This window comes from Methylobacterium longum (assembly GCF_022179385.1).
GTDB classification, from domain to species: Bacteria; Pseudomonadota; Alphaproteobacteria; order Rhizobiales; family Beijerinckiaceae; genus Methylobacterium; species Methylobacterium longum.
The window spans coordinates 107910-133005 of the sequence record NZ_BPQS01000006.1 but is presented as its reverse complement, the minus strand read 5'-3'; the positions used below and the strand labels follow the sequence as shown (position 1 = coordinate 133005).

30 protein-coding genes are annotated in these 25096 nt (G+C 69.7%); 17 read left to right on the top strand and 13 right to left on the bottom strand.

Translation table 11 applies throughout. The features are described from left to right. Window positions 1–62 precede the first annotated feature (62 nt). The 3 genes from pyk to MFF58_RS07795 form a co-directional block, all read right to left on the bottom strand. A complete protein-coding gene (gene pyk, locus MFF58_RS07805) occupies window positions 63–1499 on the bottom strand; it encodes a pyruvate kinase (RefSeq protein ID WP_238286450.1) in 1437 nt (478 codons plus the stop codon). Between the two features lie 112 nt (window positions 1500–1611). Next, entirely contained in the window at window positions 1612–2022 is a 411-nt protein-coding gene (locus tag MFF58_RS07800) for a DUF1036 domain-containing protein (protein WP_238286449.1), read from the bottom strand. 37 nt (window positions 2023–2059) lie between these two features. Next, complete coding sequence (locus MFF58_RS07795) at window positions 2060–3379, bottom strand: glycerate kinase type-2 family protein (RefSeq protein ID WP_238286448.1); 1320 nt, start codon at window positions 3377–3379, stop codon at window positions 2060–2062. Between the two features lie 178 nt (window positions 3380–3557). Here MFF58_RS07795 and MFF58_RS07790 point away from each other — a divergent pair, with 178 nt between their 5' ends. The 3 genes from MFF58_RS07790 (at window position 3558) to MFF58_RS07780 (ending at window position 5098) form a co-directional block, all read left to right on the top strand. Next, the gene (locus tag MFF58_RS07790) at window positions 3558–4334 is read left to right on the top strand and encodes an N-formylglutamate amidohydrolase (protein WP_238286447.1); all 777 of its coding nucleotides are present in this window, start codon (window positions 3558–3560) and stop codon (window positions 4332–4334) included. Between the two features lie 62 nt (window positions 4335–4396). Beyond that, window positions 4397–4705 (top strand): DUF1244 domain-containing protein, encoded by a 309-nt coding sequence (locus MFF58_RS07785; protein ID WP_238286446.1) that lies wholly within the window; start codon window positions 4397–4399, stop codon window positions 4703–4705. Window positions 4706–4819: 114 nt separating this feature from the next. Then, a complete protein-coding gene (locus MFF58_RS07780) occupies window positions 4820–5098 on the top strand; it encodes a DUF2312 domain-containing protein (RefSeq protein WP_191991933.1) in 279 nt (92 codons plus the stop codon). 63 nt (window positions 5099–5161) lie between these two features. On the opposite strand, the gene MFF58_RS07775 is transcribed toward MFF58_RS07780, so the two are convergent. The 3 genes from MFF58_RS07775 to MFF58_RS07765 form a co-directional block, all read right to left on the bottom strand. Then, entirely contained in the window at window positions 5162–5719 is a 558-nt protein-coding gene (locus tag MFF58_RS07775) for a hypothetical protein (protein ID WP_238286445.1), read from the bottom strand. Continuing rightward, a complete protein-coding gene (locus tag MFF58_RS07770; RefSeq protein WP_238286444.1) occupies window positions 5716–6840 on the bottom strand; it encodes an alkaline phosphatase family protein in 1125 nt (374 codons plus the stop codon). Before MFF58_RS07770 ends, MFF58_RS07775 begins: the two co-directional genes overlap by 4 nt. Before the next feature lie 274 nt (window positions 6841–7114). Next, the gene (locus MFF58_RS07765) at window positions 7115–8152 is read right to left on the bottom strand and encodes an aspartate-semialdehyde dehydrogenase (protein WP_238286443.1); all 1038 of its coding nucleotides are present in this window, start codon (window positions 8150–8152) and stop codon (window positions 7115–7117) included. Window positions 8153–8472: 320 nt separating this feature from the next. Between MFF58_RS07765 and MFF58_RS07760 the strand changes: the two genes are divergently transcribed. From MFF58_RS07760 to MFF58_RS07750, 3 genes are all read left to right on the top strand, one after another. Continuing rightward, complete coding sequence (locus tag MFF58_RS07760; protein ID WP_238286441.1) at window positions 8473–9300, top strand: hypothetical protein; 828 nt, start codon at window positions 8473–8475, stop codon at window positions 9298–9300. A gap of 137 nt (window positions 9301–9437) precedes the next feature. Next, window positions 9438–9860, top strand: coding sequence for a hypothetical protein (locus MFF58_RS07755; protein ID WP_238286439.1), 423 nt, complete (start codon window positions 9438–9440; stop codon window positions 9858–9860). 156 nt (window positions 9861–10016) lie between these two features. After that, window positions 10017–11636 (top strand): gamma-glutamyltransferase family protein, encoded by a 1620-nt coding sequence (locus tag MFF58_RS07750; RefSeq protein WP_238286438.1) that lies wholly within the window; start codon window positions 10017–10019, stop codon window positions 11634–11636. A gap of 4 nt (window positions 11637–11640) precedes the next feature. Here MFF58_RS07750 and MFF58_RS07745 read toward each other — a convergent pair whose 3' ends face one another. From MFF58_RS07745 to ruvA, 7 genes are all read right to left on the bottom strand, one after another. Further along, the gene (locus MFF58_RS07745) at window positions 11641–12600 is read right to left on the bottom strand and encodes a hypothetical protein (protein ID WP_238286437.1); all 960 of its coding nucleotides are present in this window, start codon (window positions 12598–12600) and stop codon (window positions 11641–11643) included. 104 nt (window positions 12601–12704) lie between these two features. Further along, window positions 12705–13361: an alpha-ketoglutarate-dependent dioxygenase AlkB gene (locus tag MFF58_RS07740; protein ID WP_238286436.1), complete on the bottom strand. Its 657-nt coding sequence runs from the start codon at window positions 13359–13361 to the stop codon at window positions 12705–12707. Then, window positions 13362–14000: a 2,3-bisphosphoglycerate-dependent phosphoglycerate mutase gene (locus MFF58_RS07735; RefSeq protein ID WP_238286435.1), complete on the bottom strand. Its 639-nt coding sequence runs from the start codon at window positions 13998–14000 to the stop codon at window positions 13362–13364. It abuts the gene before it with no gap. A 15-nt stretch (window positions 14001–14015) separates the two neighbouring features. Continuing rightward, window positions 14016–14813 (bottom strand): 4-hydroxy-tetrahydrodipicolinate reductase, encoded by a 798-nt coding sequence (gene dapB / locus MFF58_RS07730; RefSeq protein ID WP_238286434.1) that lies wholly within the window; start codon window positions 14811–14813, stop codon window positions 14016–14018. Between the two features lie 116 nt (window positions 14814–14929). Continuing rightward, complete coding sequence (gene bfr / locus MFF58_RS07725) at window positions 14930–15427, bottom strand: bacterioferritin (protein ID WP_238286433.1); 498 nt, start codon at window positions 15425–15427, stop codon at window positions 14930–14932. Window positions 15428–15471: 44 nt separating this feature from the next. Next, complete coding sequence (locus MFF58_RS07720) at window positions 15472–15744, bottom strand: (2Fe-2S)-binding protein (protein WP_238286432.1); 273 nt, start codon at window positions 15742–15744, stop codon at window positions 15472–15474. Between the two features lie 192 nt (window positions 15745–15936). Then, entirely contained in the window at window positions 15937–16554 is a 618-nt protein-coding gene (gene ruvA, locus MFF58_RS07715; RefSeq protein WP_238286430.1) for a Holliday junction branch migration protein RuvA, read from the bottom strand. Between the two features lie 136 nt (window positions 16555–16690). Here ruvA and MFF58_RS07710 point away from each other — a divergent pair, with 136 nt between their 5' ends. The 11 genes from MFF58_RS07710 (at window position 16691) to rlmH (ending at window position 24873) form a co-directional block, all read left to right on the top strand. After that, on the top strand, window positions 16691–17323 hold the full coding sequence (locus MFF58_RS07710; protein WP_238286429.1) for a YceI family protein: 633 nt from the start codon (window positions 16691–16693) through the stop codon (window positions 17321–17323). An 85-nt stretch (window positions 17324–17408) separates the two neighbouring features. Continuing rightward, window positions 17409–17774: a hypothetical protein gene (locus MFF58_RS07705; RefSeq protein ID WP_238286427.1), complete on the top strand. Its 366-nt coding sequence runs from the start codon at window positions 17409–17411 to the stop codon at window positions 17772–17774. 176 nt (window positions 17775–17950) lie between these two features. Further along, complete coding sequence (gene rplU, locus MFF58_RS07700; RefSeq protein WP_238286425.1) at window positions 17951–18265, top strand: 50S ribosomal protein L21; 315 nt, start codon at window positions 17951–17953, stop codon at window positions 18263–18265. Window positions 18266–18352: 87 nt separating this feature from the next. After that, window positions 18353–18619, top strand: a complete 267-nt coding sequence (rpmA, locus tag MFF58_RS07695; protein ID WP_238286424.1) for a 50S ribosomal protein L27 — start codon at window positions 18353–18355, stop codon at window positions 18617–18619. Window positions 18620–18804: 185 nt separating this feature from the next. Continuing rightward, window positions 18805–19401 carry a GNAT family N-acetyltransferase gene (locus MFF58_RS07690; protein WP_238286423.1) on the top strand — a complete coding sequence of 199 codons (597 nt, stop codon included), beginning with the start codon at window positions 18805–18807 and terminating at the stop codon, window positions 19399–19401. An 89-nt stretch (window positions 19402–19490) separates the two neighbouring features. Continuing rightward, window positions 19491–20519: a GTPase ObgE gene (gene obgE / locus MFF58_RS07685; RefSeq protein ID WP_238286422.1), complete on the top strand. Its 1029-nt coding sequence runs from the start codon at window positions 19491–19493 to the stop codon at window positions 20517–20519. A 130-nt stretch (window positions 20520–20649) separates the two neighbouring features. Further along, the gene (gene proB, locus MFF58_RS07680) at window positions 20650–21765 is read left to right on the top strand and encodes a glutamate 5-kinase (RefSeq protein ID WP_238286421.1); all 1116 of its coding nucleotides are present in this window, start codon (window positions 20650–20652) and stop codon (window positions 21763–21765) included. A 160-nt stretch (window positions 21766–21925) separates the two neighbouring features. Beyond that, window positions 21926–23224: a glutamate-5-semialdehyde dehydrogenase gene (locus MFF58_RS07675; RefSeq protein WP_238286420.1), complete on the top strand. Its 1299-nt coding sequence runs from the start codon at window positions 21926–21928 to the stop codon at window positions 23222–23224. Between the two features lie 19 nt (window positions 23225–23243). Further along, on the top strand, window positions 23244–23918 hold the full coding sequence (locus tag MFF58_RS07670; protein WP_283206427.1) for a nicotinate-nucleotide adenylyltransferase: 675 nt from the start codon (window positions 23244–23246) through the stop codon (window positions 23916–23918). 44 nt (window positions 23919–23962) lie between these two features. Next, on the top strand, window positions 23963–24364 hold the full coding sequence (rsfS, locus tag MFF58_RS07665; protein ID WP_373323296.1) for a ribosome silencing factor: 402 nt from the start codon (window positions 23963–23965) through the stop codon (window positions 24362–24364). Window positions 24365–24378: 14 nt separating this feature from the next. Continuing rightward, window positions 24379–24873 (top strand): 23S rRNA (pseudouridine(1915)-N(3))-methyltransferase RlmH, encoded by a 495-nt coding sequence (gene rlmH, locus MFF58_RS07660; RefSeq protein ID WP_238286419.1) that lies wholly within the window; start codon window positions 24379–24381, stop codon window positions 24871–24873. Window positions 24874–25096: the final 223 nt, after the last annotated feature.

Here is a 25096-nt window from a genome sequence, read left to right as displayed (position 1 = left end):
GGCAGCCCGTGTCGGGAGCCTGCCAGACCCCTGTGTGACGAGACGGGTCCGCGCGCCGGTTGCTACGCCTTCTCGGCGTGCTCCCGGGTGATGAAGGTGAGCCGGACGAGGTTGGTCGCCCCCGGCGTGCCGAAGGGCAGGCCGGCCACGACGATCACCCTGTCACCCACGGCGGCGAACTTCTCGCGCACGGCGAACTTGGCGGCGCGGAACGACATGTCGTCCACGTCGCTCGCGTCCTTCGTGACGATCGGATGCGTACCCCAGGCCAGGGCGAGGCGGCGTGCGGTCTCGCGACGGGGCGTCAGGGCGATCACGGTGGCGTTCGGGCGCTCGCGCGACAGGCGCAGGGCCGTGGAGCCGGAATTGGTCCAGGCCATGATCGCGTCGAGGTTCAGCGCGTCGACCATCTGGTGCGCGGCAGCCGCGATGGCGTCGGCCGCGGTCTCGTCCGGCGTCGCGCTCTGCGCCCGGATGATCGACCAGTAGATCTGATCGCGCTCCACCTGCTCGGCGATGCGGTTCATGGTCTCCACCGCGCCGATCGGGTGCGCCCCCGAGGCACTCTCGGCCGACAGCATCACGGCGTCGGCACCCTCGTAGACCGCGGTGGCGACATCGGAGACCTCGGCGCGGGTCGGCACCGGCGCGGTGATCATCGATTCGAGCATCTGGGTCGCCACCACGACCGGCTTGCCGTATCGCCGGGCGCTCCGGGTAATCCGCTTCTGCACGCCCGGAACCTGCTCCAGGGGCATCTCCACGCCGAGATCGCCCCGGGCGACCATCAAACCGTCCGAGATCTCGATGATCTCGTCCAGGCGCGTCAGCGCCTGGGGCTTCTCGATCTTGGCCATGACCAGGGCGCGGCCGGCGCAGACCTTCTTCACCTCGGCCACGTCCTCCGGGCGCTGCACGAACGACACGGCGATCCAGTCGGCGCCGGCGTTCAGGCCGGCATCGAGGTCCGCCCGGTCCTTGTCGGTCATCGCGGGCACCGGAATGACGGTGTGGGGCAGCGACACGCCCTTGCGGTTCGAGATCCGCCCACCGACCTCGACGCGGGTCACGGCCCGGTTCTCCGAGGTCTCGACCACCGAGAGCCGCAGCTTGCCGTCGTCGAGGAGGATCGCGTGGCCCGGCTCCAGAGCCTGCAGGATCTCCGGATGCGGCAGGTGGCAGCGGGCGGCGTCGCCCGGGGTCGGGTCACCGTCGAGGACGAAGGTCGCCCCGGCCTCGATCATCGCGGATCCGTCCGCGAAGGTGCCGAGCCGGAGCTTGGGTCCCTGCAGATCGACCAGGATGCCGATCGGGTGCTTGGCCTCGCGCTCGATGGTGCGGATCACCTCGACCTTTTCGGGCAGCTTCTCCCGCGGGAGATGGCTCATGTTGAGCCGGAATACGTCCACGCCCGCGCGGAACAGCCGCTCGATCATCTCCGGCGAGTCGGAGGCCGGCCCGAGGGTGGCGACGATCTTCGTGCGGCGCGAGCGTTTCAAGCGTAATCCTCCGGCTGTTTTCGCGGCGCGCTCCAAAGCATCGCCGCGTGCTTATGATGGATGCGTGTGTGAGCACCCCGATGAGGACAGCGTCAAGGGCGCCGTCCTCACGTTACGGCTTCGCGGGTGCTTCGGCCCGATTCGGGTCGGTGAGCTGTATCGTCCAGCTCTTCTGCTCGCCGGTATCGACCTCGAAGAAGCCGTTGCGGTCGTAGCCGCGGGCGAGGCAATCCTCGATCCCGCGGATCGTGAACTCCGAATCGCGGGTGCACATCAGCGAGCGCCCGCTCCACTCTCCGCCCCGCGTGTAGTCGACTGCGAAGACGTAATAGAATCGCCCCGCCAGAGCGCCCCTGAGCAGGGTTTCGCAGGCCTTCGGCGCCAGATCCCACCAGCCTTCAGTGACCCAGCCCTGCGGGTCGCGGTAGCCCAGCGCGATTCCGACCTTGCTACCGGTCTGATTGCAGAGGCGCAGGTCCGCCCGTGCGGGGCTCGCGCTCAGAAGCGCGAGGCCGAGCGCCATGATAGCGGGGAGGACCTGAGCCGCCGGGATTCGCAACCTAGTCGACGAGGATAATGCGGCAATCGTTGACATTGGTGCAGGTCGGGCCGGGGTTCACGAGGTCGCCGATGGCCGCGAAGAACGCGGTCGAGTCGTTCTGCTCCAGCATCGCGGCGGGGTCGAGGCCGGCGGCACGGGCGCGGTCGAGCGTCGTCGGGTCGATCAGGCCGCCCGCCGGGTCGGTGGCGAGGCCGCGACCGCCGTCGGTGCCATCCGTGTCGGCGCTGATGGCGTAGATGCCCGGTGCACCCTCCAGCGCGACCGCCAGGGCCATCGCGTATTCCTGGTTCGGACCGCCGTTGCCCTCGCCCCGGATCGTGACCGTCAATTCGCCGCCCGAGATCAGCGCCACGCGCCGCCCGGCCGCCTTGTGGCGCCTGGCCTCGGCCGCGTGCTCGGCCGCGACCTCGCGCGCCTCGCCCTCCAGGTCGGCGCCGAGCATCACCGGCTCGTAGCCCGCGGCCTTCGCCGCCTCGGCGGCGGCGTTCAGCGCGTCGATCGGGCGGGCGATGATGCGGTACTCGGCGCGGGCGAAGGCCGGGTCGCCCGCCTTCGGCGTCTCATTGTTGGGGTCGTTGAGGAGGCGCACCGCCTCCTCGGGCAGCGGGATGCCGCGCCGCTCGCAGATGGCGCGGGCGTCGGCCAGCGTGGACGGATCGGGCACCGTAGGCCCCGACGCGATCACCGCCGGATCGTCGAACGGCACGTCCGAGATCGCCAGCGTCAGGATCCGCCGGGCGTTGCGGGCGGCCAGCGCGAGGCGGCCCCCCTTGATCCGCGAGATGTGCTTGCGCACCGTGTTGATCTCGCCGATCGGCGCGCCCGAGCGCAGCATCGCGCGGGTGATCGCCTGCTTCTCGATCAGGGTCAGCTCGCCGGCCGGGGCGATCCAGTTGGCCGAGCCGCCGCCCGAGAGCAGCACCAGGACCTCGTCGTCCGGACCGGCCTCGGTGGCGAGGCGCAGAGCCTCCTTGGTGGCGGCGATGCCGGCTTCGTCGGGGACCGGGTGGCCCGCCTCGACCATATGGATCCCGGGCGCGTCCTGCCCGTAGCCGTGCCGCGCGACCGCGAGGCCGACGATCCGATCGTCGCCGAGGCCGTGCTGTCGGCGGTAGAACCGGCTGGCGACCGCGCTCATGCTGCCCGCGGCCTTGCCGGCCGCCAGGATGATCAGCCGGCCGGGGCTCGGCTCCGGCAGGTGCGGCGGTAGGGCGAGGTCCGGATGGGCGGCGCGGATCGCGGCCGTGAGGATCTCGTTGAGGAGCGCGCGCTGCGCCTGCATGGCCGGATCGGCGACGGGCGGGACGGTCTCGGACATGGCGTCGAACGGGCTCCTCTCTCGATCATGTCGTGCGATCCCCGCCCGTTTCTTCCCTGGGCGGCGGGCCCGTTTCTTGCCGTGAGCGCACGATCCTTGATAGGTGATCTGCCCGAGCGGCCGCCCTACGGCAAGCACCATCGGCGCCCTCGCACAGATCTGAAGACCTCGGAGCCCCGTGACCCGCCCGGAGACAGAATCGGCCGCCCCCCCGGTGCACCCCTGCGAGATCATCCCGGGCGATCCGGCCTGCGGCCTCGTCATCGCCTGCGACCACGCCTCGAACCATGTCCCGCCGGACATCGATCTCGGCGTGCCGGCCTCCGAATTCGGACGGCACATCGCCTACGACATCGGCGCGGCGGCCGTGACGCGACGGCTCGCGGCCCAGCTGAATGCGCCCGCGATCCTCACGAACTTCTCCCGCCTGATCATCGATCCCAATCGCGGCCGGGCCGACCCGACGCTGGTGATGCGCCTCTCCGACGGTGCCATCGTGCCGGGCAATGCCCGGATCGACGAGGCCGGCAAACGGGCGCGCATCGCCCGCTTCTACGCGCCGTTCGACGCGGCCATCGACGCCGCGGTCGACGCCGCCATCGCGGCCGCCGAGACGACCGGCCGGCCGCCGGTGGTCCTGACCATGCACAGCTTCACGCCCTACTGGCGGGGGATCGCGCGGCCCTGGCAGGTCGGGATCCTGTACGACCGGGACGAGCGCTTCGCCCGCCCGCTCATCCAGGCGCTGGAGGACGATCCCGCCGGGCTCACCGTCGGCGACAATGAGCCTTACGGCGGCGGCCTGCCGGGCGATACGATTGACCGGCACGCGACGGCCCGTGGCCTCGCCAACGCCCTGGTCGAGATCCGCCAGGATCTCATCGCCGGCGAGGCCGGACAGGCCGAGTGGGCCGAGCGCTTCGCCCGTGTCCTGCGTCCGCTCCTGACGGCTTGATCTCCGCCCGGCCGGTCACAAAATCCGAACGTCCCGCCCGACACCAACGAGAGCTGCGACCGATGCGCGAGATCGACGCCAAGACCCAGACCGAACTCGAAGCCGCCGTGTTCCGCCGCCTCGTCGCGCATTTGCGTACCCGGACAGACGTGCAGAATATCGACCTGATGAACCTCGCAGGCTTCTGCCGGAACTGTTTGTCCAACTGGCTCAAGGATGCCGCCGACGAGAAGGGTCTGCCGCTCACCAAGGATGAGAGCCGCGAGGCGGTCTACGGGATGCCCTATGCCGAGTGGAAATCCCGCCATCAGACTGAGGCGAGCCCCGAGCAGCAGACGGGTTTCGCGGCCTCGCAGGCCGAAGGACACTGACGGTCCCCGTTCCTCCGGAAATCGGCTAAGCTTCCGGTAAGGCCGGCCCGTTAACCACGGGTCCAGGGCGCAACCGCGCCGCGCAGTCCGGAGAGCCTCATGAACGCCCATTCGATGCCCACCGCAGCCCAGCGGCCCGGCGGCGACGTGTCGTCGGCCGAGGGCGTGGCCGCCGACGAGTTGAAGCAGTTCATCGAGCGGCTGGAGCGGCTCGAGGAGGAGAAGGCCGGCATCATGGGCGACATCAAGGAGGTGTTCGCCGAGCTGAAGGGCCGCGGCTTCGACGCCAAGGCGGTGCGCACCATCCTGCGGATCCGCAAGCAGGATCACAGCGAGCGCCAGGAGCAGGAGGCGATCCTCGAACTCTACCTGCAGGCCCTCGGCATGGCGTAGGCGCCGGATCGCCCGGCGGGGATCATCCCGTCGGGACAGTCGACGGGTTCGCGCCGCAGCCGCTCAGCGTGGCTCGGCGGAGGCCGACTGGGCGGTATCGGTCAGGCCGAGGGTTCGGCCCGGATACCCCGCGGCGTCGAAGTAGCGGGTCCCCTCGACCGTCTGGTACTCCAGCACCGTGACCTGTCCGACCACGTCGGGCGCCGAGCGCAGGACCTGCGCCTCGAACTTCGGCGCGCTGACATTCGCCAGAGCCTCCGTGAGGACAGGCCCGACCAGCGTCCCCTTGGCGGGGATCGTGAGATCGAGGATTCGGGCGATCGTCCGTCCCAGATCGGCATTGCTGGCCGGGAGCGGGCTCGCGAGACCCTCGCGGAATCTCGGGCCGACGGCGCCCATCACGTTGCGGGTATCCGCGCGCGAGAAACGGCCGTGCATCCCCTGACCTTGTTGCAGCACGGAGTCGGCGATCTCGACCCCGCAGGTGGTCGGGTTCGCGCATCCCGTCGAGAAGCTCCGGAAGTTCACCACGATGGCGGGTATCGGCGTCAGAGCCCTTCCGTCGAGGGCGATGCTGGAGAGCGGCAGCGTCGCCGGAACCTTGCCGAGGGCGGCGCTCACGAAGAGGCCGCTAACGTAATCCTGCCGCGACAGGGCCTGCACCACCCTGTGCGCCAGAGCCCTGTCACCGCTCGGAAGGTAGACGAGTCCGAGCCGCTATTTGCCGCCACCACCACATCGGGCTTCGCCGGATCCGCACCGATCAGGCCGTTGGCCCGGCTCGGGAAGCTGTCGGCGCCGAGCCGAGCGCCCCTAGCGTCGGGATCGAAGAGGCTCAGGCCCAAATCGTGCGCGAGGTCGATAGCCAGGAAGCCCGGCGGGAGCTGGCGCGGTGGAACGCCTCTGTAGCCCCGGGTCGCGGAAACGCTCGTGGCGCTCTCCTTCGAGATGGTGGAGAAGCCGTGGTCCGACGTCACCACCACATCGGTGGTGTCGGCGAGCCCCTGCTCGCGGAGCGCCTTGAGGAGCGCCGCCAGGTTCGCGTCGGCATTGCGGATGGCGGCGAGGCTCGTCGGACCGTTGATGCCGGGAACCAGCGGGCCCAGACTATCGCCCTGGTTGTGCTGCGTCCCGTCCGGATCCCGCGACCAGAACACGAGAACGAACGGTTTCCCGCGCGCCTTGAACAGCGGCAGCACCGCCCGCGTCGCCGCGGCGGCGAAGAAGTTCTGCTGCTCGACATTGGCAACCATCGTCCCGGGCGTCACCGCGGTCTCGGCCTGTCCATTGGCACCCCGAGGCGGGGTGCCTGGAGCGGAAGGCCGGCTTCGCCGAGGCGCGCCCGAGGCTCGTCGCTCAAGGGAACGCCGCCGGGACGTCCCGTACTGTCGTCGATCAGGACTGTCCTGTCCGGCCCGCGCCGTATGGCCGAAGACCAGGGACGGCCCGAGCTTGCCGATGCTGGCCGTCGACAGCCCCTTGGCTTGGGCCGCCCGGAGGATCGTCTCCTCGTTGAGGTAGTTGCCGGCGCCATGCGCATCGACGTCGCCCAGGACCGGGTCGCTCTCGAGAAACAGGGTCGGGCTCTCACCGGCGCCCGGCACCGGAGAGCCGGTGTAGATCGTGTTGCCGAACTGCCCCGTATCACCCAGCCGATGTCCCGTCGCCATCGCGGCGGCGTTCGGCATCGTGAAGGTCGGGAACAGCGCGTGCGTGTTGGTGAACCGCACGCCGGCCTTCATGAGCCGGTCCATAGCGGGGGGCGTTCACCGCGCTCACCATCCCGTCGCGCAGGCCGTCGGCCACGAACAGGACGACGTTCCGCGGCGCGGCCAGTGCCACCCCCGAACCGGCGATGACCACCCCGATCAGACCGGAAACCATGAGGCGACGCATCCCGGATCCCCGCGCGATCCGCGGATCGGGGGTGGCCCCTCAAGATGACAGAGGCATGACGACGGCGGGGCGATCGACGATCACGATCGCCCCGCCGCGGATTGTCGTCCCGGGAACGCCTCAGGCCGCGCGCTTGGACCGGTTGAGGAGCTTGCGGTTCACCAACACCTCGGCGATCTGAACCGTGTTGAGGGCCGCGCCCTTGCGGAGGTTGTCCGAGACGCACCAGAAGTTCAGGCCGTTCTCGACCGTCGCGTCCTCACGGATGCGCGAGATGTAGGTCGCGTCCTCGCCGGCGGCCTCGTGGGGCGTGATGTACCCGCCGTTCTCGCGCTTATCGATCACGAGCACGCCGGGGGCGGCGCGCAGGATCTCGCTGGCCTTCTCGGCCGAGAGCGGGCGCTCGAACTCGATGTTCACCGATTCCGCATGCCCGATGAAGACCGGAACGCGGACGGCGGTCGCCGTCAGCTTGATCTTCGGATCGAGCATCTTCTTGGTCTCGGCGACCATCTTCCACTCTTCCTTCGTGTAGCCATCCTCCATGAACACGTCGATGTGAGGGATCACGTTGAAGGCGATGCGCTTGGTGAACTTGCCGCCCTGCTTGATCTCGCCGGCGGTGAACACCGCCCGGGTCTGGTTGAACAGCTCGTCCATCGCCTCCTTGCCGGCGCCGGAAACCGACTGGTAGGTCGAGACCACGACGCGCTTGATCGTGGCCGCTTCGTGCAGCGGCTTCAGGGCGACGACCAGCTGGGCGGTCGAGCAGTTCGGGTTCGCGATGATGTTACGCTTGGTGAAGCCCACGATCGCGTCGGCATTCACCTCGGGCACGATCAGCGGCACGTCCGCGTCGTAGCGGAAGGCCGACGAGTTATCGATCACGACGCAGCCCTGCTGGCCGATGCGCGGCGACCACTCCTTCGAGGTCTCTCCGCCGGCCGACATCAGGCAGATGTCGGTGTCGGAGAAGTCGTAGGTGTCCAGCGTTTTGACCTTGAGCGTCTTGTCGCCGTAGGACACTTCCTGCCCCTGGCTGCGGCGCGAGGCCAGAGCCACGACCTCGTCGGCGGGGAAAGCCCGCTCGGCCAGGATATCGAGCATCTCGCGGCCCACGTTGCCCGTGGCGCCGACGACGGCGATCTTGTAACCCATCTCACGTCTCCGCGCGGAAAACCCTGATCGATCCGGGTGCCACGCTCCTGCTGGAAGGCCGGCCGAAGGATCGTTCGTGCCGGGCGAGCGCCCGCTGAACGGGCGCGGCCGCAGAGCCCGGCCTCTACGGAGGTGGGATCGACGGCCTCTGCGAGCAAGGCGCGCAAGGTACCGCGCTGTCAAGGCCGCCGGATCCGCAACAAACGATTCACCCTGGGCGCGGGAAACTGTTGACGGTTGGCCGGCCACGAAACGGAACGCAATCCTTGCCGGCCAGGGTGGCGGACGCACCATGAGGTTCGTCGTCCGCACGGAGCACCATGCCGGCCGGAGCAGCACACGCCGTCGATCTGATCGAACCCGCCGCGGGGACCGGCAACGCCGCGCTCTCGCCGGTGTCCCTCGGCTTGCGCATCCTGCTGGCCTCGGCCGTGATCGCCCTCCTCTGCGTCTGCGCCGGGCGGCCCGGTCATGTCGCCGGTGAATTACCGGCCGAGCCGCGGATCGCGACGCCGTTCGTGCCCTCGACGCGGGCCGTACCGGCGCCGCCGCCGGTTGCAGCAGCGCATTTCGACTTGGCGGAGCCCGGTATCGATCCCGTACGGGTCTCGGCCCGGATCGATCCGCGGACGGGGCAGCGCGAGGATGCGCTGACCCGTGGCGACGTTGCGGCGATCGAGGCGGTCGCGGTGCGGGTGACGCTGACCCGCGGCGCGTCCCGGCATCCTGCGCCGACGCTGTTCGTGCTGATGGCTCGGCGGGCTGCCGGCGGTCCAGCCGTCGACAGGCCGGCACTCTCGGTGCTGCGGACCGGCGCCCGCGGTCAGATCCTGACGAAGTTCGGCGCCGTCGAGACCCTGGACGTGACCTTCAGCGGCTTCGCGCCGCGAACCTGCACGGGCTTCGTCACGCGCGACACCGACTTCCAGCTCGACGGCTGGTTCTGCGCGCCGCTGGGGTACCCGCCGGAACCTCAGGCCCTGGTCTGCCTGATCGACGCCTTGCGCCTGGTCGACTTGGCCGATCCCGAGACCACCGCGGCCTTCGTAAGGGCATCCCCGGCGGAACGTGGCTGTCTCGCCGCGACGGGTGCCGAGGCGGCCGGTCGAACCGGTTCGCTCGCGCCAAGCGCCCGAAACAAAAAATAAGGCTGGAGTGTGGCAAAACGCACGAGCTCGGCCGTTTCGCTGGAACAACAGCTTCGCTCAAGCGTCATCTCATCAAAGGCGGCGAACTGTTAAGCTTCGGTCGCCATACCGTTCGGCACTCTCATACAAGGTTGGCCATGCGCTCGCTCAAGATCGCCCTTCTCGGCGTCGTCGCCGCAGCCGGCTTCGGCGCTGCCGCCCCCGCGCCGGCCCAGGCCCAGGACGGGTTCGTTGCGGGCCCGGTCTACCGCGTGAGCCGGCCCCTTCCGATCCGCGTCCGCCCCCGGAGCTGGCTCGACGCCGGCAACGTGCCGCTGACCTCCAACGTTCCGGGTGCCGGCGGCTCGCGCAACCCGGCCCTGAACCCCTACCTGATCGCCGCGTCGAACCAGCTGACGCCGCCCTACGGCCCGACTGATCGCTTCGGCCGCGGGATCCTGCCCGATCCGATCACCAACGGCCCGTTCATCGGTGCGCGCTCCAGCGCGGTCCGCAACGTCGACTTGTCCTTCGTCGATCGCCTGGATCCCACATCGCCGCTCTACGGCCGTCCTTACTGACGGCACCCAGTCGAGCTGGACGGTTCTTACAGAGCGCGGACCCTCGGGTCCGCGCTTTTCGTTTGGGCGTCGGATGTTCGACACTTCTCCCAACGCCGTTATCCTATATGCCAGTCAGCCTGTGAGCCTTGTGCCGCCGCCGATGGGATCTGCGCCATGAAGCCGTTCGACTGGGTGACCGGGTACCCGTCGCTGCGCATGCCGATGTTCGGGCGCAACTGCGTGGCGACCTCGCACGCGCTGGCGGCACAGGCCGGGCTCCAGATGCTCCAGGCGGGTGGCAATGCCGTCGATGCGGCGATCGCCACGGCTGCCGCCAAGACCGTGACGGAACCCTGCAGCAATGGCCTCGGCTCGGACGCCTTCTGCATTCTGTGGGACGGCCGAGCGCTGCACGGACTGAACGCGTCGGGCGGTGCGCCAGCGGCCTGGACGCCCGACTACTTCGCGCGGAAATACGGGCCGGCGGAACGGCCGCCGATGCGCGGATGGGACTCGGTCACGGTGCCGGGCGCGGTCGGTGCGTGGGCGGCGCTCAGCGAACGCTTCGGGCGGCTGCCCTTCGCCGATCTGATGCAGCCCGCGATCCGCATCGCGGAGCGCGGGTACCTCGCGCCGGTGGTGGTGCAGCAGAAATGGGCGGCGGCCGCCGGCCTGGAGGCGATCACGCGCCAGCCGGGTTTCGCCGAGTTCTTCCTGCCGCGGGGGCGCGCGCCGGACGTGGGCGAGCTGGTGACCTTCCGGGGTGCCGAGAAGACCCTCCGACTGATCGCTGAGACCAAGGGCGAGGCCTTCTACCGCGGCGCCATCGCCGAGGCCATCGCGGCCCATGCTCAGGCCCACGGCGGCGCGATGACGACGGACGATCTCGCCGCTTTCCGACCCGAATGGGTCACGCCGACCGCCAAGGATTACCGCGGCTACACCCTCCACGAGATCCCGCCGAACGGACAGGGCATCGCCGCGCAGATCGCCCTCGGGATCTTGGAGCAGTTCGACCTCGGGGCGATGGCCGTCGACGGCCCCGAAGCCCAGCATCACCAGATCGAGGCGATGAAGCTCGCCTTCAGCGACACCTACCGGTACGTCGCCGACCCGAGCAGCATGGACGTCACGCCGGAGGCGATGCTCGATCCCGCTTACCTCGCGGAGCGCGCCAAGCTGATCGATCCGCGACGTGCCCAGGTGTTCGGTCCCGGCAAGCCGCCCGCGGGCGGCACGATCTACCTCACCGCAGCCGATGAATCCGGCATGATGGTAAGCTTCATCCAGTCGAACTTCATGGGATTCGGCTCCGGGGTCGTCGTGCCGGGCTGGGGGATCTCCCTCCAGAACCGCGGCTACGGATTCGTTCTCGACCCGCAGAGCCCCAACGTGGTCGCTCCGGGCAAGCGGCCGTTCCACACCATCATCCCGGGTTTCCTCACCAAGGACGGTGCCCCGGTGATGAGCTTCGGCGTGATGGGCGGCAACATGCAGCCGCAGGGCCATGTCCAGACCCTCGTCCGGATGCTCGACCACGCCCAGAATCCGCAGGCTGCCTGCGACGCGCCGCGCTGGCGGGTGAGCGAGGGCCTCGACATCAACGTCGAGGCGGCGATGCCGGGCGAAACCCTCGAGCGGCTGAAGGCGCTGGGCCATCGGGTCGAGGTGATCCAGGACAGCTACCAGGATTTCGGGGCCGGCCAGTTCATCTGGCGGATGGGCGATCCGGGCGTCGAGGGCTACGTGGCGGCCAGCGACCCCCGTCGCGACGGACAGGCGGTGGTGTGGTGAGGCGCTACTTCACCTGCACGCTGTCCACCACCTCACGGAACTTGGCGAGCACGCCGGTGCGCTGATCCTCGCGGACCACGCCGAGGGCGCGAAGATAGCCGTCGGGCGCGAACCGGATCGTCTGCGACACCACCACCGGTACGTTGGTTGGCTGGTCCACGGCGCGGGCCACGATCTCGTGCCAGTCCACCCCATTCGAGCGGTAGCTCTGCGACCGCTCGATGACGAAGTCCTTGAGGGTCTGGTTCGACGCCAGGGCGGCGCGGGCAAAAGCGTCCCTCTGCTCGGCGGTGGGCGGCTGCTGCACCGCCTGCGCCAGAACGAGGATCGGCTGCTCGAGGTTCTGCATCTGGTCCTTCGGACCCTGGGTGAGCAGGACCGAGTTGCCGGCCAGCACCCGCACCGGCCGGAAGCCCCCCAGGTCGGCGATGCGGAACGGCAGCGCGTCGACCTGCTGGGTCAGGCTCAGGGCCGGCCGCAGGGTGACGCCCGTCACCAGCTTGCGCATCGTCGCCTCGGTCTCGGCGTCGGGCAGCGCCTGGGCGATCACGAGACCGGTGACGCTCGGTGCGCCGACGACCAGGATCCACTTCCGGATCGCCGGTGCGGACGCGTTCGGATCGGCGGGCTGCTCGCCGGTGTAGAGCATGCCCTCGTTGTCGCCGACCTTGACCTCCTCGCGCTTCTCGACCGCGAAGCCCTGGCTCAGGAGGTTGGCGTCGGTGAAGCCGCTGACCAGTTCGGCGAAGGCGTTCGGCGGCAGTTCCACCACCGACAGCGTGGCGCCCCCCTCCTTGCGTTCGAAACCGGTGAAGCGCCGCGACAACGCCATGTCGGAAGGGGGTTCGAACCCGAAGCGGGAACCCGGCGGGAAGATCGGATCACCGGCTTGCGCCGGGCAGACCGCCAGGAAGGCGAGGACGAGTAACTGCCCGAGACGCAGCGACAGGGCACGCACCAGCATCGGACATCCATTCTCCACACGCGCCCGAGGGGCTTCGCCTCCGTGAGGGGTCGGACGCCTTGCAGCGGGTGTCAAGCCGCCAGAACATCGGTCGATCGCGCGATTCATCGGTCCGCGTCGCGCGGTGCGGGCGTGACCCGGCGCAAGGTGAGATTGCAGCGGCTCCCCGGCGGCAGGAAGCTCGGTGCGGCGGGCCCGCCGAAAAGGTCGTCGGCCGGGTAGAGGCGGTCGACGCCATGATGGATCAGCCGCGAGGCACCGCCGATCACCAGGGCATCGCCATCCGACAGTCGCACCGACCGGGTCGGGTCGGTCCGCTTCAAGCCGCCATACCGGAACAGGGCGGACGCGCCGAGCGACAGCGACAGGACCGGCACCGTGAGATCGGCCTCGTCACGATCCTGGTGCAGCCCCATCCGTGATCCGGGTCCGTAGAGATTGATCAGGCAGGCTTCGGGACCGGCGGGATAAGCCACCAAGGCGTCCCAGGCCGCGAGGGCGGTCGGCGGCATTGCCGGCCAGGGACGACCGGTCTCGGGGTGCGCCGGCTGGTAGCGGTAGCCCCGGATATCCGACACCCAGCCGAGCGGGCCGGCATTCGACATCCGCACGGTGAACGGCCTGCCCGTGCGGGGCATCCGCGGTGTGACCCAGGGCGCGTCAGCGAGGATGGCCGCGGTTTCATCGGCGATCCGGGCGCGCGCTGCCGCGTCGAGATAGCCCGGATGATGGAACAGCCCGGGAGCGAGTTCCACCGCCACTCAGGGTGTCGCCCGTTCGTCGGGTACGAGCACGGTCCTGGAGGCGACCGTGGTATCGGCCTTGAGGCGATAGATCAGCGGGATACCGGTCTTGATCTCGAGCTCCGCAACGCGCTCGCCGCCCACGCCGTCGAGGACCATCGCCAGCGCGCGCAGCGAATTGCCGTGGGCGGCCACGAGGACCTGCGCGCCGGCCATAACCCGGGGCAGGATGGCGGCGATGTAGTAGGGCAGCACCCGCGCGGCAGTGTCCTTCAGGCTCTCACCTCCGGGCGGTCGTGCATCGTAGGACCGACGCCAGGCATGAACCTGCGCCTCCCCCCACCGGCTGCGGGCATCGTCCTTGTTGAGGCCCGCGAGGTCGCCGTAGTCGCGCTCGTTGAGGGCGCGATCGCGCAGGACGGGGAGATCGGACAGGCCCATCTCCGCGAGGATGAGGGCGCAGGTCTTCTGGGCCCGCACGAGCTCCGACGTGAACGCCGCGTCGAAGGCGTAGCCGTGCTGCTTCAGCCCACGACCGGCCGCCCGGGCCTCGGCGACGCCCCGCTCGGTGAGATCGGGATCCCGCCAGCCCGTGAACAGGTTCTTGCGGTTCCACTCGCTCTGGCCGTGCCGGACGAGAATCAGGATCCGTTCCATGGCCCCACGGCGCCGTCAGAAGCCGAGGACGTCGGTCATGGCGTAGAGCCCCGGCGGCTTCGGGTGGGCCCAGAGCGCCGCCTTGACGGCCCCCGAGGCGAACAGGCCGCGGTCGGCGGCGTGGTGGCTGATCGTCAGGCTCTCCCCGGTCCCGGCGAAGATCACGCTGTGGTCGCCGACGACGCTGCCGCCTCTGAGCGTCGCGAAGCCGATATCGCCGGGCTTGCGCGCGCCCGTGATCCCGTCCCGCGTCGAGACGCGGACCGCCTTCAGGTCCACGCTCCGGCCCTCCGCCGCGGCCTCGCCCAGCATCAGCGCCGTGCCCGACGGCGCGTCCACCTTCATGCGGTGGTGCATCTCGCAGATCTCGACGTCGAACTCGTCGCCGAGCGACTTGGCCACCCGTCGCACCAGCTCGGTCATCAGATTGATGCCGAGCGACATGTTGCCCGACTGCACGATGCGGGCGTGATAGGAGGCCGCCCTCAGCTTCGCGAGGTCCTCCTCGGACAGGCCGGTCGTGCCGACGACGTGGACGATGCGGGCCTGAGCGGCCAGTTCGGCGAAGGCCACGGTGGCGGCCGGCACGGTGAAGTCGAGGACCCCGTCGGCGGCCGCGAAGGCCGCGAGCGGATCGTCGGTGATCGGGACGTCGAGGGACGGCAGGCCGGCAAGCGTTCCCGCATCCTGGCCGAGGGCGGGCGAGCCCGCCCGTTCGATGGCAGCCGAGAGGGTGCAGCCTTCGGCCTGCGCCACCGCCCGCACCAGCATCCGCCCCATGCGCCCGTCGGCGCCGACCACCACGAGCCGCATCCTGGTTTCATCTCCGCTACGGGGCACGGGACGGCCGGACCACCCGGCGCCGCCCTCCCCGCCTTATCCCATCGGGCTCGCGCTCCGCCGCGGCGGAGACGCGAGCCCGGGCGACATCAGTCCTTCTCGGGCGCGATCGGCTCGAGCCCGCCGATGTGCCTCTGCGCGTAGAGCGGCAGGCCGATCTGCTTGATCAGCTCCTGCTGGGTCTCGAGGAAGTCGATATGGCCTTCCTCGTCCGTCGCCAGATCCTCGAACAGGATCTTGGAGACCCGATCGTTGATCGAATCACAGTACTTCGCGGCCTCGAGGTAGAGGCTGCGAGCCTCGTTCTCGGCCGCGAGATCGCACGCGATGATCTCCTCGACGTTCTGGCCGATCCGCAGCGGGTCGAGTTCCTGCAGGTTCGGGAACCCGTCGAGGAACAGGATCCGGTCGACGAACCGATCGGCGTGGTTCATCTCCTCGATCGATTCCTTGCGCCAGAACTTGGCGAGGTCGATGTAGCCCCAGTCATTGAGCATGCGGAAGTGTAGCCAGTACTGGCTGACGGCCGTCAACTCGCTGCGCAGACCGCGGTTTAGATACTCGATGACGTTTGTGTCGCCCTTCATGCCCCCGTACTCCTTACCGTTATCTCAGGCGGGGGGCAGAGGCACTAAGCTGCGACTCCCTCATCCGCAGTTTGGAATTTCACCAAACTACAGGCGTTCGCGCAAGCCGTCGTGCAGGCATGGCTGCCCTCAGGCGCCGCCACTTGGCCGAGGGCATTCTGCATGATGGAGCGGATTGTCCGCGCGCAACGCCCGCATTTCGGGCTGCAGCCGAGGCACGCGTAGACCTGCGCGGGGGTGCGTGGGCAGCCCGGGCCGGGCGCGAGGCAGCCGCGGACCGCGCCGTCCGATATGACATTGCAAGAACAGACGATCATGCGTGCCGCAAATCCCGTCAATCCACATCCCGACGCGGCCGTCGTGGACAGAGCCAAGCTTCCGGGCCAGATTAGAAGCGTTGAAAAGTAGCTGTCTTTTCAAGGCTTTACTGGCCGGCGGTCGACATGGCACCCACCGCCGCCCGGGTCAAGGGCGGGGTCTATTCCGGGCGGGGGCGGCCCGACGGCGCGTCAGCGGGCCAGCTCCCGCAGACCCAGGCGGATCAGCACCTTGGTCTCCGCCCCCTCCCCCGCTCCCTTCAGGGCGGCCGCGATCGCGGAAGCGGCCTGGACCTGCGGATAACCTAGATTGATGAGCGCCGAGACGGCGTCGGCCACGGGCTGAGGGGCGGCCCCCTCCTCGACGGCACCCGTCAGGGCGACCAGGGCCGCGTCCAGCGGCGCGAAGGCGGGCGCCTTGTCCTTCAGCTCGGCCGCAAGCCGGGCCGCCAGGCGCGGCCCGACGCCGGGCGCGCGGCTGATCGCGCCCTTGTCGCCGGTCGCGATGGCGCCGGCGAGGGCATCGGGTTCCAGGACGGACAGGATGGCGAGCGCCACGCGCGCGCCGACGCCCTGGACGGTCTGGAGCAGCCGGAACCATTCCCGTTCCGGGTCGGACCGGAACCCGTAGAGACGGATCATGTCCTCGCGGACATGGGTCTCGATCGAGAGCTCCGCGGGCTCGCCGACCTTCGGCATGCGCTGGAGGGTGCGCGCCGAGCAATGGACGATGTAGCCCACGCCGCCCACGTCGAGGATCACGAAATCCTCCCCGAAGGAATCCACCACGCCCTTGAGCTTGCCGATCATGTCACGCCTGCCCGCTGTCGAGGGATGCCTACAGAAGCGCGCCCGCCGCCGCCAGACGTGGTTGAGCGCGCAGGAACTTCATGGAATCAGGGGTCCCGCCGCGGTCAGGCTCGACCGCGCATCCGGGGGGACGAGCATGCGTGCGCCACTTCTAGCCGTATTAGGCCTGCTCTGCCTGGATGCGGCCCGGGCGGCGGACGATCCGGCCGGCACGCGCGTTCCGGTCGCACCGAGTGCCGATCCGACGCAGGTCCGGCCGGGCGCCTACGTGCTCGATCCCGATCACGGCAAGATCACGTGGTCGGTCTCCCATCTCGGCTACTCGACCTATTACGGCCAGCTCACCGGGCTGACCGGCACCCTCGTCCTCGATCCGAAGGCGCCGGAGAAGAGCCGGCTCGATGTGAGCGTACCGCTCGGCGGCGTCATCACCGGGAGTGCGCGGCTCAACGAGCACCTCGCGGCGCCGGACTTCTTCGACACGGCCAAGTTCCCGAACGCGACCTTCACGGCCACCGCGGTGGAGCCCACAAGCCCGACGACTGCGCGGATCACCGGCGACCTGAACCTGCGCGGCGCCGTCCGGCCGCTCGCCATCGACGCCACCTTCAACCAAGCGGGCATCCACCCGGTGGACCAGCGCTACACCGTGGGCTTCGACGGTCGCGCCGTCATCAAGCGGTCGGAATTCGGCATCAACGCCTATCTGCCGCACCTCGGCGACGAGGTGACGCTGCGCATCGAGGGCGAGTTCAAGGCCGCTCCGTAGCGGCGTCACGAAGGTCGTCGGCCGAAACGCGACCGCGCGCGGTCGTCACGCCACCAGGGAGATTCGAGCAGTGCGGAGCACGCGCGTGGTCAGCGTCAGTCTGCTGTTGTCCTTCACCGGTCCGGCCGGTGCGCAGGTCCCCGCGCCGGCCAGCCCGGCATCGCCGCTGGACAATTATGCCGAGGCGGCCTCCACCACGATCATCGCCGAGCAGGCCTGCCCGGGCGTGCAGGTAAGGGCGGGCCAGCTCACCACGCTCCGCCTCGCCGCGCGCGTCAATGCCGGCCAGGAGGTCGTGCTGGAGGAGAAGCTGCGGAGCCGGGCCGTCCAGGTGCGCCAGCAACTGGCGGCCGTCGGCCGGGAGGCGTGGTGCGCCGGTGCGTTGGCGGCGTTCGGTCCGCAGGGCACTGTCGTCAAGGGTATCCTGGCGACCGGCGCGCCGATCCGCTGAGCCGCCGCGGATTGACACGGCGCGACCGCGCCCGTAGTGACCGGGCACGGCGCGCGGCCTCTGACGGAGGTCCGCGCGTTTCGCGTTGTCCGGGCTCAAGCCCGCGCAATGACTTCAAACAAGAAGCCGGTCCAGGGGCTGCCGCCCCGGAGGCCGTTCGAGAGCACGAGAGAACGATGTTCGCAGTCATCAAGACGGGCGGTAAGCAGTACCGCGTCGCCGCCAACGACACCATCACCATCGCGACGCTCGCGGGCGAGGCCGGCGAGGCCGTGACCTTCGGCGAGGTCCTCCTGTTCGCCGACGGCGCCGGCGCCACGCAGGTGGGCGCCCCGACCCTGTCGGGCATCAGCGTCACCGGCGAGATCGTGCGCCATGGTCGCGACAAGAAGGTCATCGCCTTCAAGAAGCGCCGCCGGCAGAACTCGCGCCGCAAGCGCGGCCACCGGCAGGACCACACGGTCGTGCGTATCACCGGCATCTCGGCCTGACGCACGGCTCAAGGCTGGGCGCGTAGTGGTCCCTCAGGACCCGATCCGCGACCGCATCGAAGCAGATCAGAATTCGGAGCTCTTCCCATGGCACACAAGAAAGCAGGCGGTTCGTCCCGCAACGGCCGCGACTCGGCCGGCCGTCGTCTCGGCGTCAAGAAGTTCGGCTCGGAGGCCGTGATCCCGGGCAACATCATCGTGCGCCAGCGCGGCACGAAATGGCATCCCGGCACCAATGTCGGCATGGGCAAGGACCACACGCTGTTCGCGCTGGTACCGGGTCATGTCCGCTTCGAGACGCGCCGCGGGCGCGAGTTCGTAGCCGTTACCCCGCTGGCCGAGGCCGCGGAATAAGAGGCGGGCGCCCCAAGCGGCGAAGCTGGCGTCCCGCCCGGTGTCCCACACCGGTCCGGAGACGTCATTGCCGAGCCCCTGAAGGCCGGATCGGACGGAACACCGGGGAGGATGGGGCGCCATCCTCCCCTTCGTCGTCTTGAGGCGTTGCCCCGGAGCCGGGTGCATCGCCCGGTGAGGGCACGATGTTCCCCGATCTGACCCGCGATGATGTCTTCCGGATCGAGACGCGCCGGCTGTGGCTGCGCTGGCCCACCGCCCGGGACCGGGACGCGATCCTGAAGCTGGCCGGTGACCCCGCAGTTGCCGCGATGTTGGCGCGGGTGCCGAATCCGTTGCCGGCCCAGGTGGTGGACGCCTTCGTTCTTCAGGCCCGATCCGACAACACCGCCGGGACCGGACTGACACTGGCGCTGGCGCCGCGCGCGGCACCAGCCAGCCTGATCGGCATCGTCAGCATCGAAGGATCGGCCGGCGCGGAACCGGAACTCGGCTACTGGCTGGGACGGTCCCACTGGGGCACCGGCCTCATGCGCGAAGCGGTCTCGGCCCTGTGTCAGGCCTATTTCGCGTATGCGGGCGGGGCGGAGCTGACCGCCTCGGCGCGCTCCGCCAACCCGGCGTCCCGGCGAGTCCTGGAGGCCTGCGGCTTCGTTCACACCGGCACCGGGATGCGGCCGTTCCCGGCGCGCGGCGAGGATCTGCCCGTCGATCTCTTCCGTCTCGATCGGCGCCGGTGGCAGACTCTGGGAACGGAGCCGGCACTGACCGAAGCCGCCTGAGGCGACTTCGCGGCCCCGGCAGTTGCCGGCCGTCGCCGACTGAAGGATGGTGCGGGTCGCGGATCCGCGCCCGATTAGGGATTCGAGCCGTGAAGTTCCTCGACGAAGCCAAGGTGTATGTCCGCTCCGGTGACGGCGGTCCCGGCTGTGTCTCGTTCCGGCGGGAGAAGTTCATCGAGTTCGGAGGTCCGAACGGCGGGGACGGCGGCCGCGGCGGCGACGTCTGGGTGGAGTGCGTCGAGGGTCTCAACACCCTGATCGACTACCGCTACCAGCAGCATTTCAAGGCCAAGAAGGGCGAGCACGGCATGGGCTCGAACTGCCACGGCGCCAACGGCTCCGACACGGTCCTGAAAGTACCGGCCGGCACGCAGATTTTCGCCGAGGACGGCGAGACCCTGCTCGCCGATCTGACCGAGGTCGGCCAGAGGATCCGCCTCGCCAAGGGCGGCAACGGTGGGTTCGGCAACGCCTACTTCACGACCTCCACGAACCGCGCCCCGAAACACGCCAATCCCGGCCTGGAAGGCCAGGAAATGTGGATCTGGCTGCGGCTCAAGCTGATCGCCGATGCCGGCCTCGTCGGACTGCCGAACGCCGGCAAGTCGACCTTTCTGGCGAGCGTCACGGCGGCCAAGCCGAAGATCGCCGATTACCCGTTCACGACTTTGCATCCCGGGCTCGGCGTGGTGCGGTCGGATGGGCGCGAGTTCGTGCTCGCCGACATCCCCGGCCTGATCGAGGGCGCGCACGAGGGTGTCGGTCTCGGCGATCGGTTCCTCGCCCACGTGGAGCGCTGCCGGGTGCTGCTGCACCTCGTCGACGGCACGAGCGAGCATGCCGGCAAGACCTACAAGCTGGTACGCGGCGAGATCGAGGCCTACGGGAACGGCCTGGCGGAGAAGCCCGAGGTCGTTGCACTCTCCAAGGCCGATGCCCTCGATGCCGATACCTTGAAGAGCCAGGTCGCCAAGCTGAAGCGGGCCGCCGGCCGCGCGCCTCTGGTCCTGTCGTCGGCGAGCCGGAAGGGCGTGCCCGAGGCGCTGCGGGCGCTCCAAGCCGAGATCGACGCCAGCGCCGCGGCCGAGGCGCAGCCCGTTGCGGCGTGGCAGCCGTGATCCGATGAGAGCACCGCGCAAGATCTGAGTCCGGCGTCGACGGACCTGCGACCCGGGTCTGCCGCGGGGCGCTTGTCCGACGGCGCGCTGTTCTCCCGATCGTCCTGGCTCCGGTACCCTGCGAAGCATCATGATCCCGGTTCTCGAAGATTTCCGTCGCGTCGTCATCAAAGTCGGATCGGCCCTCCTGGTCGACCGGGCCGCCGGACGCCTGCGGCACGCCTGGCTCGCGGCTTTGGCCGAGGACATCGCCGAGCTGCACGCGCGTGGCGTCGACGTTCTGGTCGTCTCCTCGGGCAGCATCGCGCTGGGACGGACCGTGCTGGGGCTGCCCCCCGGCCCCCTGCGGCTGGAGGAGAGCCAGGGGGCCGCCTCGGTGGGGCAGATCACCCTGGCGCGTCACTGGGCCGAGGCCCTCGGTCATCACGGCATCGTGGCCGGTCAGATCCTGGTGACGCCGCAGGACACCGAGGAGCGCCGTCGCTACCTCAATGCCCGGGCGACGGTGCTGAAGCTCCTGGAGATGCGCGCGGTCCCCGTGGTCAACGAGAACGACACGGTGGCGACCTCCGAGATCCGGTACGGCGACAACGACCGGCTCGCCGCCCGGGTCGCCACCATGATCGACGCCGACGTGCTGGTCCTCTTCTCCGACATCGACGGCCTCTACACCGCACCGCCCTCGAGCGATCCGCATGCGAAGCATCTGCCGGTGATCGAGCGCATCACGCCCGAGATCGAGGCCATGGCCGGCGGGCCGGCCTCGGAACTGTCGCGGGGCGGCATGCGCACGAAGGTCGAAGCGGCCAAGATCGCGGTCTCGGGCGGCACGCATCTGGTGATCGCCGACGGGCGCGGTAAGAACCCGCTCCGCGCCGTGCGGGACGGGGCCCGCTGCACGTGGTTCCTCTCCGGCTCCACGCCGACTGCGGCCCGTAAGACCTGGATCGCCGGCTCTCTCGAGCCGCGCGGCATTCTCACCATCGACACCGGCGCCGTGAAGGCCTTGCGGGGCGGCGCGAGCCTGCTGCCGGTGGGCGTGCGGGCGATCGAGGGCAGCTTCTCCCGCGGCGACGCGGTGGTGATCCGCGACGGGGAAGGCCGGGTGCTCGGTCGCGGCCTCGTCGCCTACGACAATGCGGAGGCCGCTCTGATCATCGGACATCCGAGTGCGCGGATCCCGGAGCTGCTCAATTATCCTGGTCGTGCCTGGATGGTGCATCGCGATGATTTGGCATTGTTCTAGGGTTCTTGTCAGATTTTGAATTAATCACAATCTTGCGGTCACTGACTATTGTGACTTCTAGAGCTCGGACACCCTTGTGTCCGCGGCGCGCGATATGCAAATACGGCCTCACCCTTTGTCGAGCCCCCCTGAAGGCGGCCGAGCAACCGAGGACGCCAGCGTGCCCGTCCTGAATCTGAGATCGGACTTCGCCGAGGCCGAGGCCCTCCCAGAGCAGATGGCCGCCATCGGCCGCCGCGCGCGCGCCGCCGCGCGCCTGATGGCGCTGGCCTCCGCCCGGACCAAGGACGTCGCCCTGAAGGCGATTGCCGAGCGCCTGCGGGCCAGCCGCGACGAGATCCTCGCCGAGAATGCCCGCGACGTGGCGGCCGCCCGGAGCGCCGGCCAGACCGCCGCGCTGATCGACCGGCTGACTCTGGATCCCGGTCGGCTGGGGGCTATGGCGGACGCCGTCGAGAAGGTCGGATCGCTGGCGGACCCGGTTGGGCGCCAGCTCGCCGCGATCGAGCGCCCCAACGGTCTGCTGATCGAGCGCGTCGCGGTACCGCTCGGCGTGATCGGCGTGATCTTCGAGAGCCGTCCGAACGTCACGGCGGATGCCGGCGCCCTCTGCCTCAAGGCCGGGAACGCCGCCATCCTGCGGGCGGGATCGGACAGTCACCGCACCGCCATGGCCATCGCCCGGTCCATGAGCCGCGGCCTCGCAGATGCCGGCTTGCCGGAGAACGCGATCCAGCTCGTGCCGACCCGCGACCGGGCCGCCGTGGGCCTGATGCTGGCCGGCCTCGACGGCTGCGTCGACGTGATCGTGCCGCGCGGCGGGCGCGGGCTCGTCACGCGCGTCCAAGCGGAGGCTCGGGTTCCCGTCTTCGCCCATCTCGACGGCATCAACCACGTCTACGTCGCCGCCGGGGCCGATCCCGAGATGGCGCGCAGGGTGCTGCTCAACAGCAAGATGCGGCGGACCAGCGTCTGCGGCGCCGCGGAGACGCTGCTGGTGGACCGAGCCTGCGCGGCGACGCAGCTCGCGCCGCTGGTGCGGTCGCTCCTCGACGCCGGCTGCGCCGTCCGCGGGGATGCCGAGACCTGCGCGGTCGATCCCAGGGTCACGGCGGCCTCGGAAGAGGATTGGCACACCGAATATCTCGACGCGATCATCGCGGTTCGGGTGGTGGAGGGGATCGACGCCGCGATCGAGCACATCGAGACGTACGGCTCACATCACACCGACGCGATCATCACCGAAGACGACGCGGAGGCGGCGCGGTTCCTAGCGGAGGTCGATTCGGCAATCGTGACCCACAACGCCTCCACGCAGTTCGCCGATGGCGGCGAGTTCGGCTTCGGCGCCGAGATCGGCATCGCCACCGGGCGCATGCACGCACGCGGGCCGGTCGGGGTCGAGCAGCTGACCACATTCAAATATCGCGTCCACGGCAGCGGCCAGACCCGCCCGTGACGCCGATTCAGGACCCGGCGTGCGGCTGACCCTGCCGCCGAGCGCCCCCGGCATGCGGATCGGCCTCTACGGTGGATCCTTCAATCCCGCCCATCTCGGCCACAGGCACGTCACCGTCATGGCGCTGCGCCGGCTCGGGCTGGACCGGGTCTGGTGGCTGGTCAGTCCCGGAAACCCGCTGAAGAACCGGAACGCGCTTCCTCCCGTGGTGACCAGGTGCGCGCAGGCGCAGCGGGTCGCCCGGCACCCGCGCATAGCGGTGACCGGCATCGAGGCGGCGCTCGACGTGCGCTTCACGGTGCAGACGCTCCGGTTTCTCGTCCACCGCCGGCCCGGGGTGCACTTCGTGTGGATCATGGGCGCCGATTCGCTCGGTACGTTCCACCGCTGGAAGGGCTTCGCCGAGATCGCCCGCCTCGTGCCGATCGCCGTCATCGACCGGCCCGGCTTCACCATGACGCCGTTGAGCGCGCGGGCGGCGCGCCGCTTGGCGAAAGCGCGGCTGCGCGAGACGGCCGCGCCCACGCTTGCGCTGCGCGAACCGCCCGCCTGGGTGTTCCTGCACGGGCCCCGCTCGACCCTGTCGTCGACGGCGATTCGCGAGGGCCTCCAGGGACGCACTGCGCATTCGGGGACGCCACGGTTGCAATCGGCGCCCGATGCCGCCAATTTCACAGGATCCCGCGAGGCGTGACTTTGCCCGCGGCACCACGAGGAACCAGGACTCTGCCCGAGACCATCCGCACGGAGACGATCCGCACCCCCGTTCAGGCTCCGGGTGAGCCAGGCCAAGCGCGCTCGGACGACCTGAAGGCCCTCGCCCTCGGATGTCTCGACGAGATGAAGGCCGAGGAGACGATCGCCATCGATCTCGCCGGGAAGACCTCTCTCGCCGACACGATGATCATCACATCGGGGCGGTCGCAGCGCCATGTCGGCTCCATCGCCGACAAGGTCATCCAGGAGATGAAGAACCGCGGCTTTGGCAACGCCCGCGTCGAGGGCCTGCCGGCCTGCGACTGGGTGCTGATCGACGCCGGCGACGTGCTCGTGCACATCTTCCGCCCCGAGGTGCGCGGCTTCTACAACCTCGAGAAGATGTGGGGCGCCGATCGGCCGATCGGACTCGCGGCCGGCTAGAACGGACTGCACGGTTGCGCCTCATCCTGGCGGCGGTCGGGCGGCTCAAGGCCGGCCCTGAGCGCGAACTCGCCTCACGCTACCGCGAGCGGGCGGCGCAGCTCGGACGCGGCTTGGGTTTCCCAGCCTGCGACAGCATCGAGATACCCGAATCCCGGGCCCGGCGTGCCGGCGACCGCTGCGCCGAGGAGGCGGCGGCGCTCCTCACCCACCTGCCGTCCGGCGGGGCGCTGCTGGCCTACGACGAGCGCGGGCGCTCCGATCTCGCAAGCGAAGCGCTGGCGGAGCGCGTGGCCGCGTGGCGCGACGTCGCGCGACCGGCCCTCGTGGTGGCGATCGGCGGACCGGATGGTCTGGACGCCTCAATTCGGACGAAGGCGGAGTTGATCCTGTCCTTTGGGGCCGCCACCCTGCCCCACGGACTCGTGCGCGTGCTTGCCCTCGAACAGATCTATCGCAGCCTGACGCTCCTGGCCGGCCATCCGTATCACCGCGGCGAGGCGGGCTGACCGGCCGTGACGATACTGGGGATCGCGGAGAGGCTTGCCGCTGCATCGGAGAAGGTTTCCGCCGAGGTCGAGCGGCGGGCGGAAGCCACGGGGGTCGGCACGGCTCCGAGGCTCCTGACCGGTGAAATCTCCCGTCGCCGTCCTTATCCCGGCATACCCCGATCGGCGGGCCTCGAAGGCGCCCTCGGGGCGGCTGCGCGATGGCTGAAACCGGCTTTCGACG

What these genes read in the sequence shown, in the direction of transcription:
- MFF58_RS07800 (WP_238286449.1), bottom strand. Translation starts at nt 2,022, where the DNA reads ATGGCGCTCGGCCTCGCGCTTCTGAGCGCGAGCCCCGCACGGGCGGAC.
- MFF58_RS07795 (WP_238286448.1), bottom strand. Translation starts at nt 3,379, where the DNA reads ATGTCCGAGACCGTCCCGCCCGTCGCCGATCCGGCCATGCAGGCGCAG.
- MFF58_RS07785 (WP_238286446.1), top strand. Translation starts at nt 4,397, where the DNA reads ATGCGCGAGATCGACGCCAAGACCCAGACCGAACTCGAAGCCGCCGTG.
- MFF58_RS07780 (WP_191991933.1), top strand. Translation starts at nt 4,820, where the DNA reads ATGCCCACCGCAGCCCAGCGGCCCGGCGGCGACGTGTCGTCGGCCGAG.
- MFF58_RS07770 (WP_238286444.1), bottom strand. Translation starts at nt 6,840, where the DNA reads ATGAAGGCCGGCGTGCGGTTCACCAACACGCACGCGCTGTTCCCGACC.
- MFF58_RS07765 (WP_238286443.1), bottom strand. Translation starts at nt 8,152, where the DNA reads ATGGGTTACAAGATCGCCGTCGTCGGCGCCACGGGCAACGTGGGCCGC.
- MFF58_RS07760 (WP_238286441.1), top strand. Translation starts at nt 8,473, where the DNA reads ATGCCGGCCGGAGCAGCACACGCCGTCGATCTGATCGAACCCGCCGCG.
- MFF58_RS07755 (WP_238286439.1), top strand. Translation starts at nt 9,438, where the DNA reads ATGCGCTCGCTCAAGATCGCCCTTCTCGGCGTCGTCGCCGCAGCCGGC.
- MFF58_RS07750 (WP_238286438.1), top strand. Translation starts at nt 10,017, where the DNA reads ATGAAGCCGTTCGACTGGGTGACCGGGTACCCGTCGCTGCGCATGCCG.
- MFF58_RS07745 (WP_238286437.1), bottom strand. Translation starts at nt 12,600, where the DNA reads ATGCTGGTGCGTGCCCTGTCGCTGCGTCTCGGGCAGTTACTCGTCCTC.
- MFF58_RS07735 (WP_238286435.1), bottom strand. Translation starts at nt 14,000, where the DNA reads ATGGAACGGATCCTGATTCTCGTCCGGCACGGCCAGAGCGAGTGGAAC.
- dapB (WP_238286434.1), bottom strand. Translation starts at nt 14,813, where the DNA reads ATGCGGCTCGTGGTGGTCGGCGCCGACGGGCGCATGGGGCGGATGCTG.
- bfr (WP_238286433.1), bottom strand. Translation starts at nt 15,427, where the DNA reads ATGAAGGGCGACACAAACGTCATCGAGTATCTAAACCGCGGTCTGCGC.
- MFF58_RS07720 (WP_238286432.1), bottom strand. Translation starts at nt 15,744, where the DNA reads ATGATCGTCTGTTCTTGCAATGTCATATCGGACGGCGCGGTCCGCGGC.
- ruvA (WP_238286430.1), bottom strand. Translation starts at nt 16,554, where the DNA reads ATGATCGGCAAGCTCAAGGGCGTGGTGGATTCCTTCGGGGAGGATTTC.
- MFF58_RS07710 (WP_238286429.1), top strand. Translation starts at nt 16,691, where the DNA reads ATGCGTGCGCCACTTCTAGCCGTATTAGGCCTGCTCTGCCTGGATGCG.
- rplU (WP_238286425.1), top strand. Translation starts at nt 17,951, where the DNA reads ATGTTCGCAGTCATCAAGACGGGCGGTAAGCAGTACCGCGTCGCCGCC.
- rpmA (WP_238286424.1), top strand. Translation starts at nt 18,353, where the DNA reads ATGGCACACAAGAAAGCAGGCGGTTCGTCCCGCAACGGCCGCGACTCG.
- MFF58_RS07690 (WP_238286423.1), top strand. Translation starts at nt 18,805, where the DNA reads ATGTTCCCCGATCTGACCCGCGATGATGTCTTCCGGATCGAGACGCGC.
- proB (WP_238286421.1), top strand. Translation starts at nt 20,650, where the DNA reads ATGATCCCGGTTCTCGAAGATTTCCGTCGCGTCGTCATCAAAGTCGGA.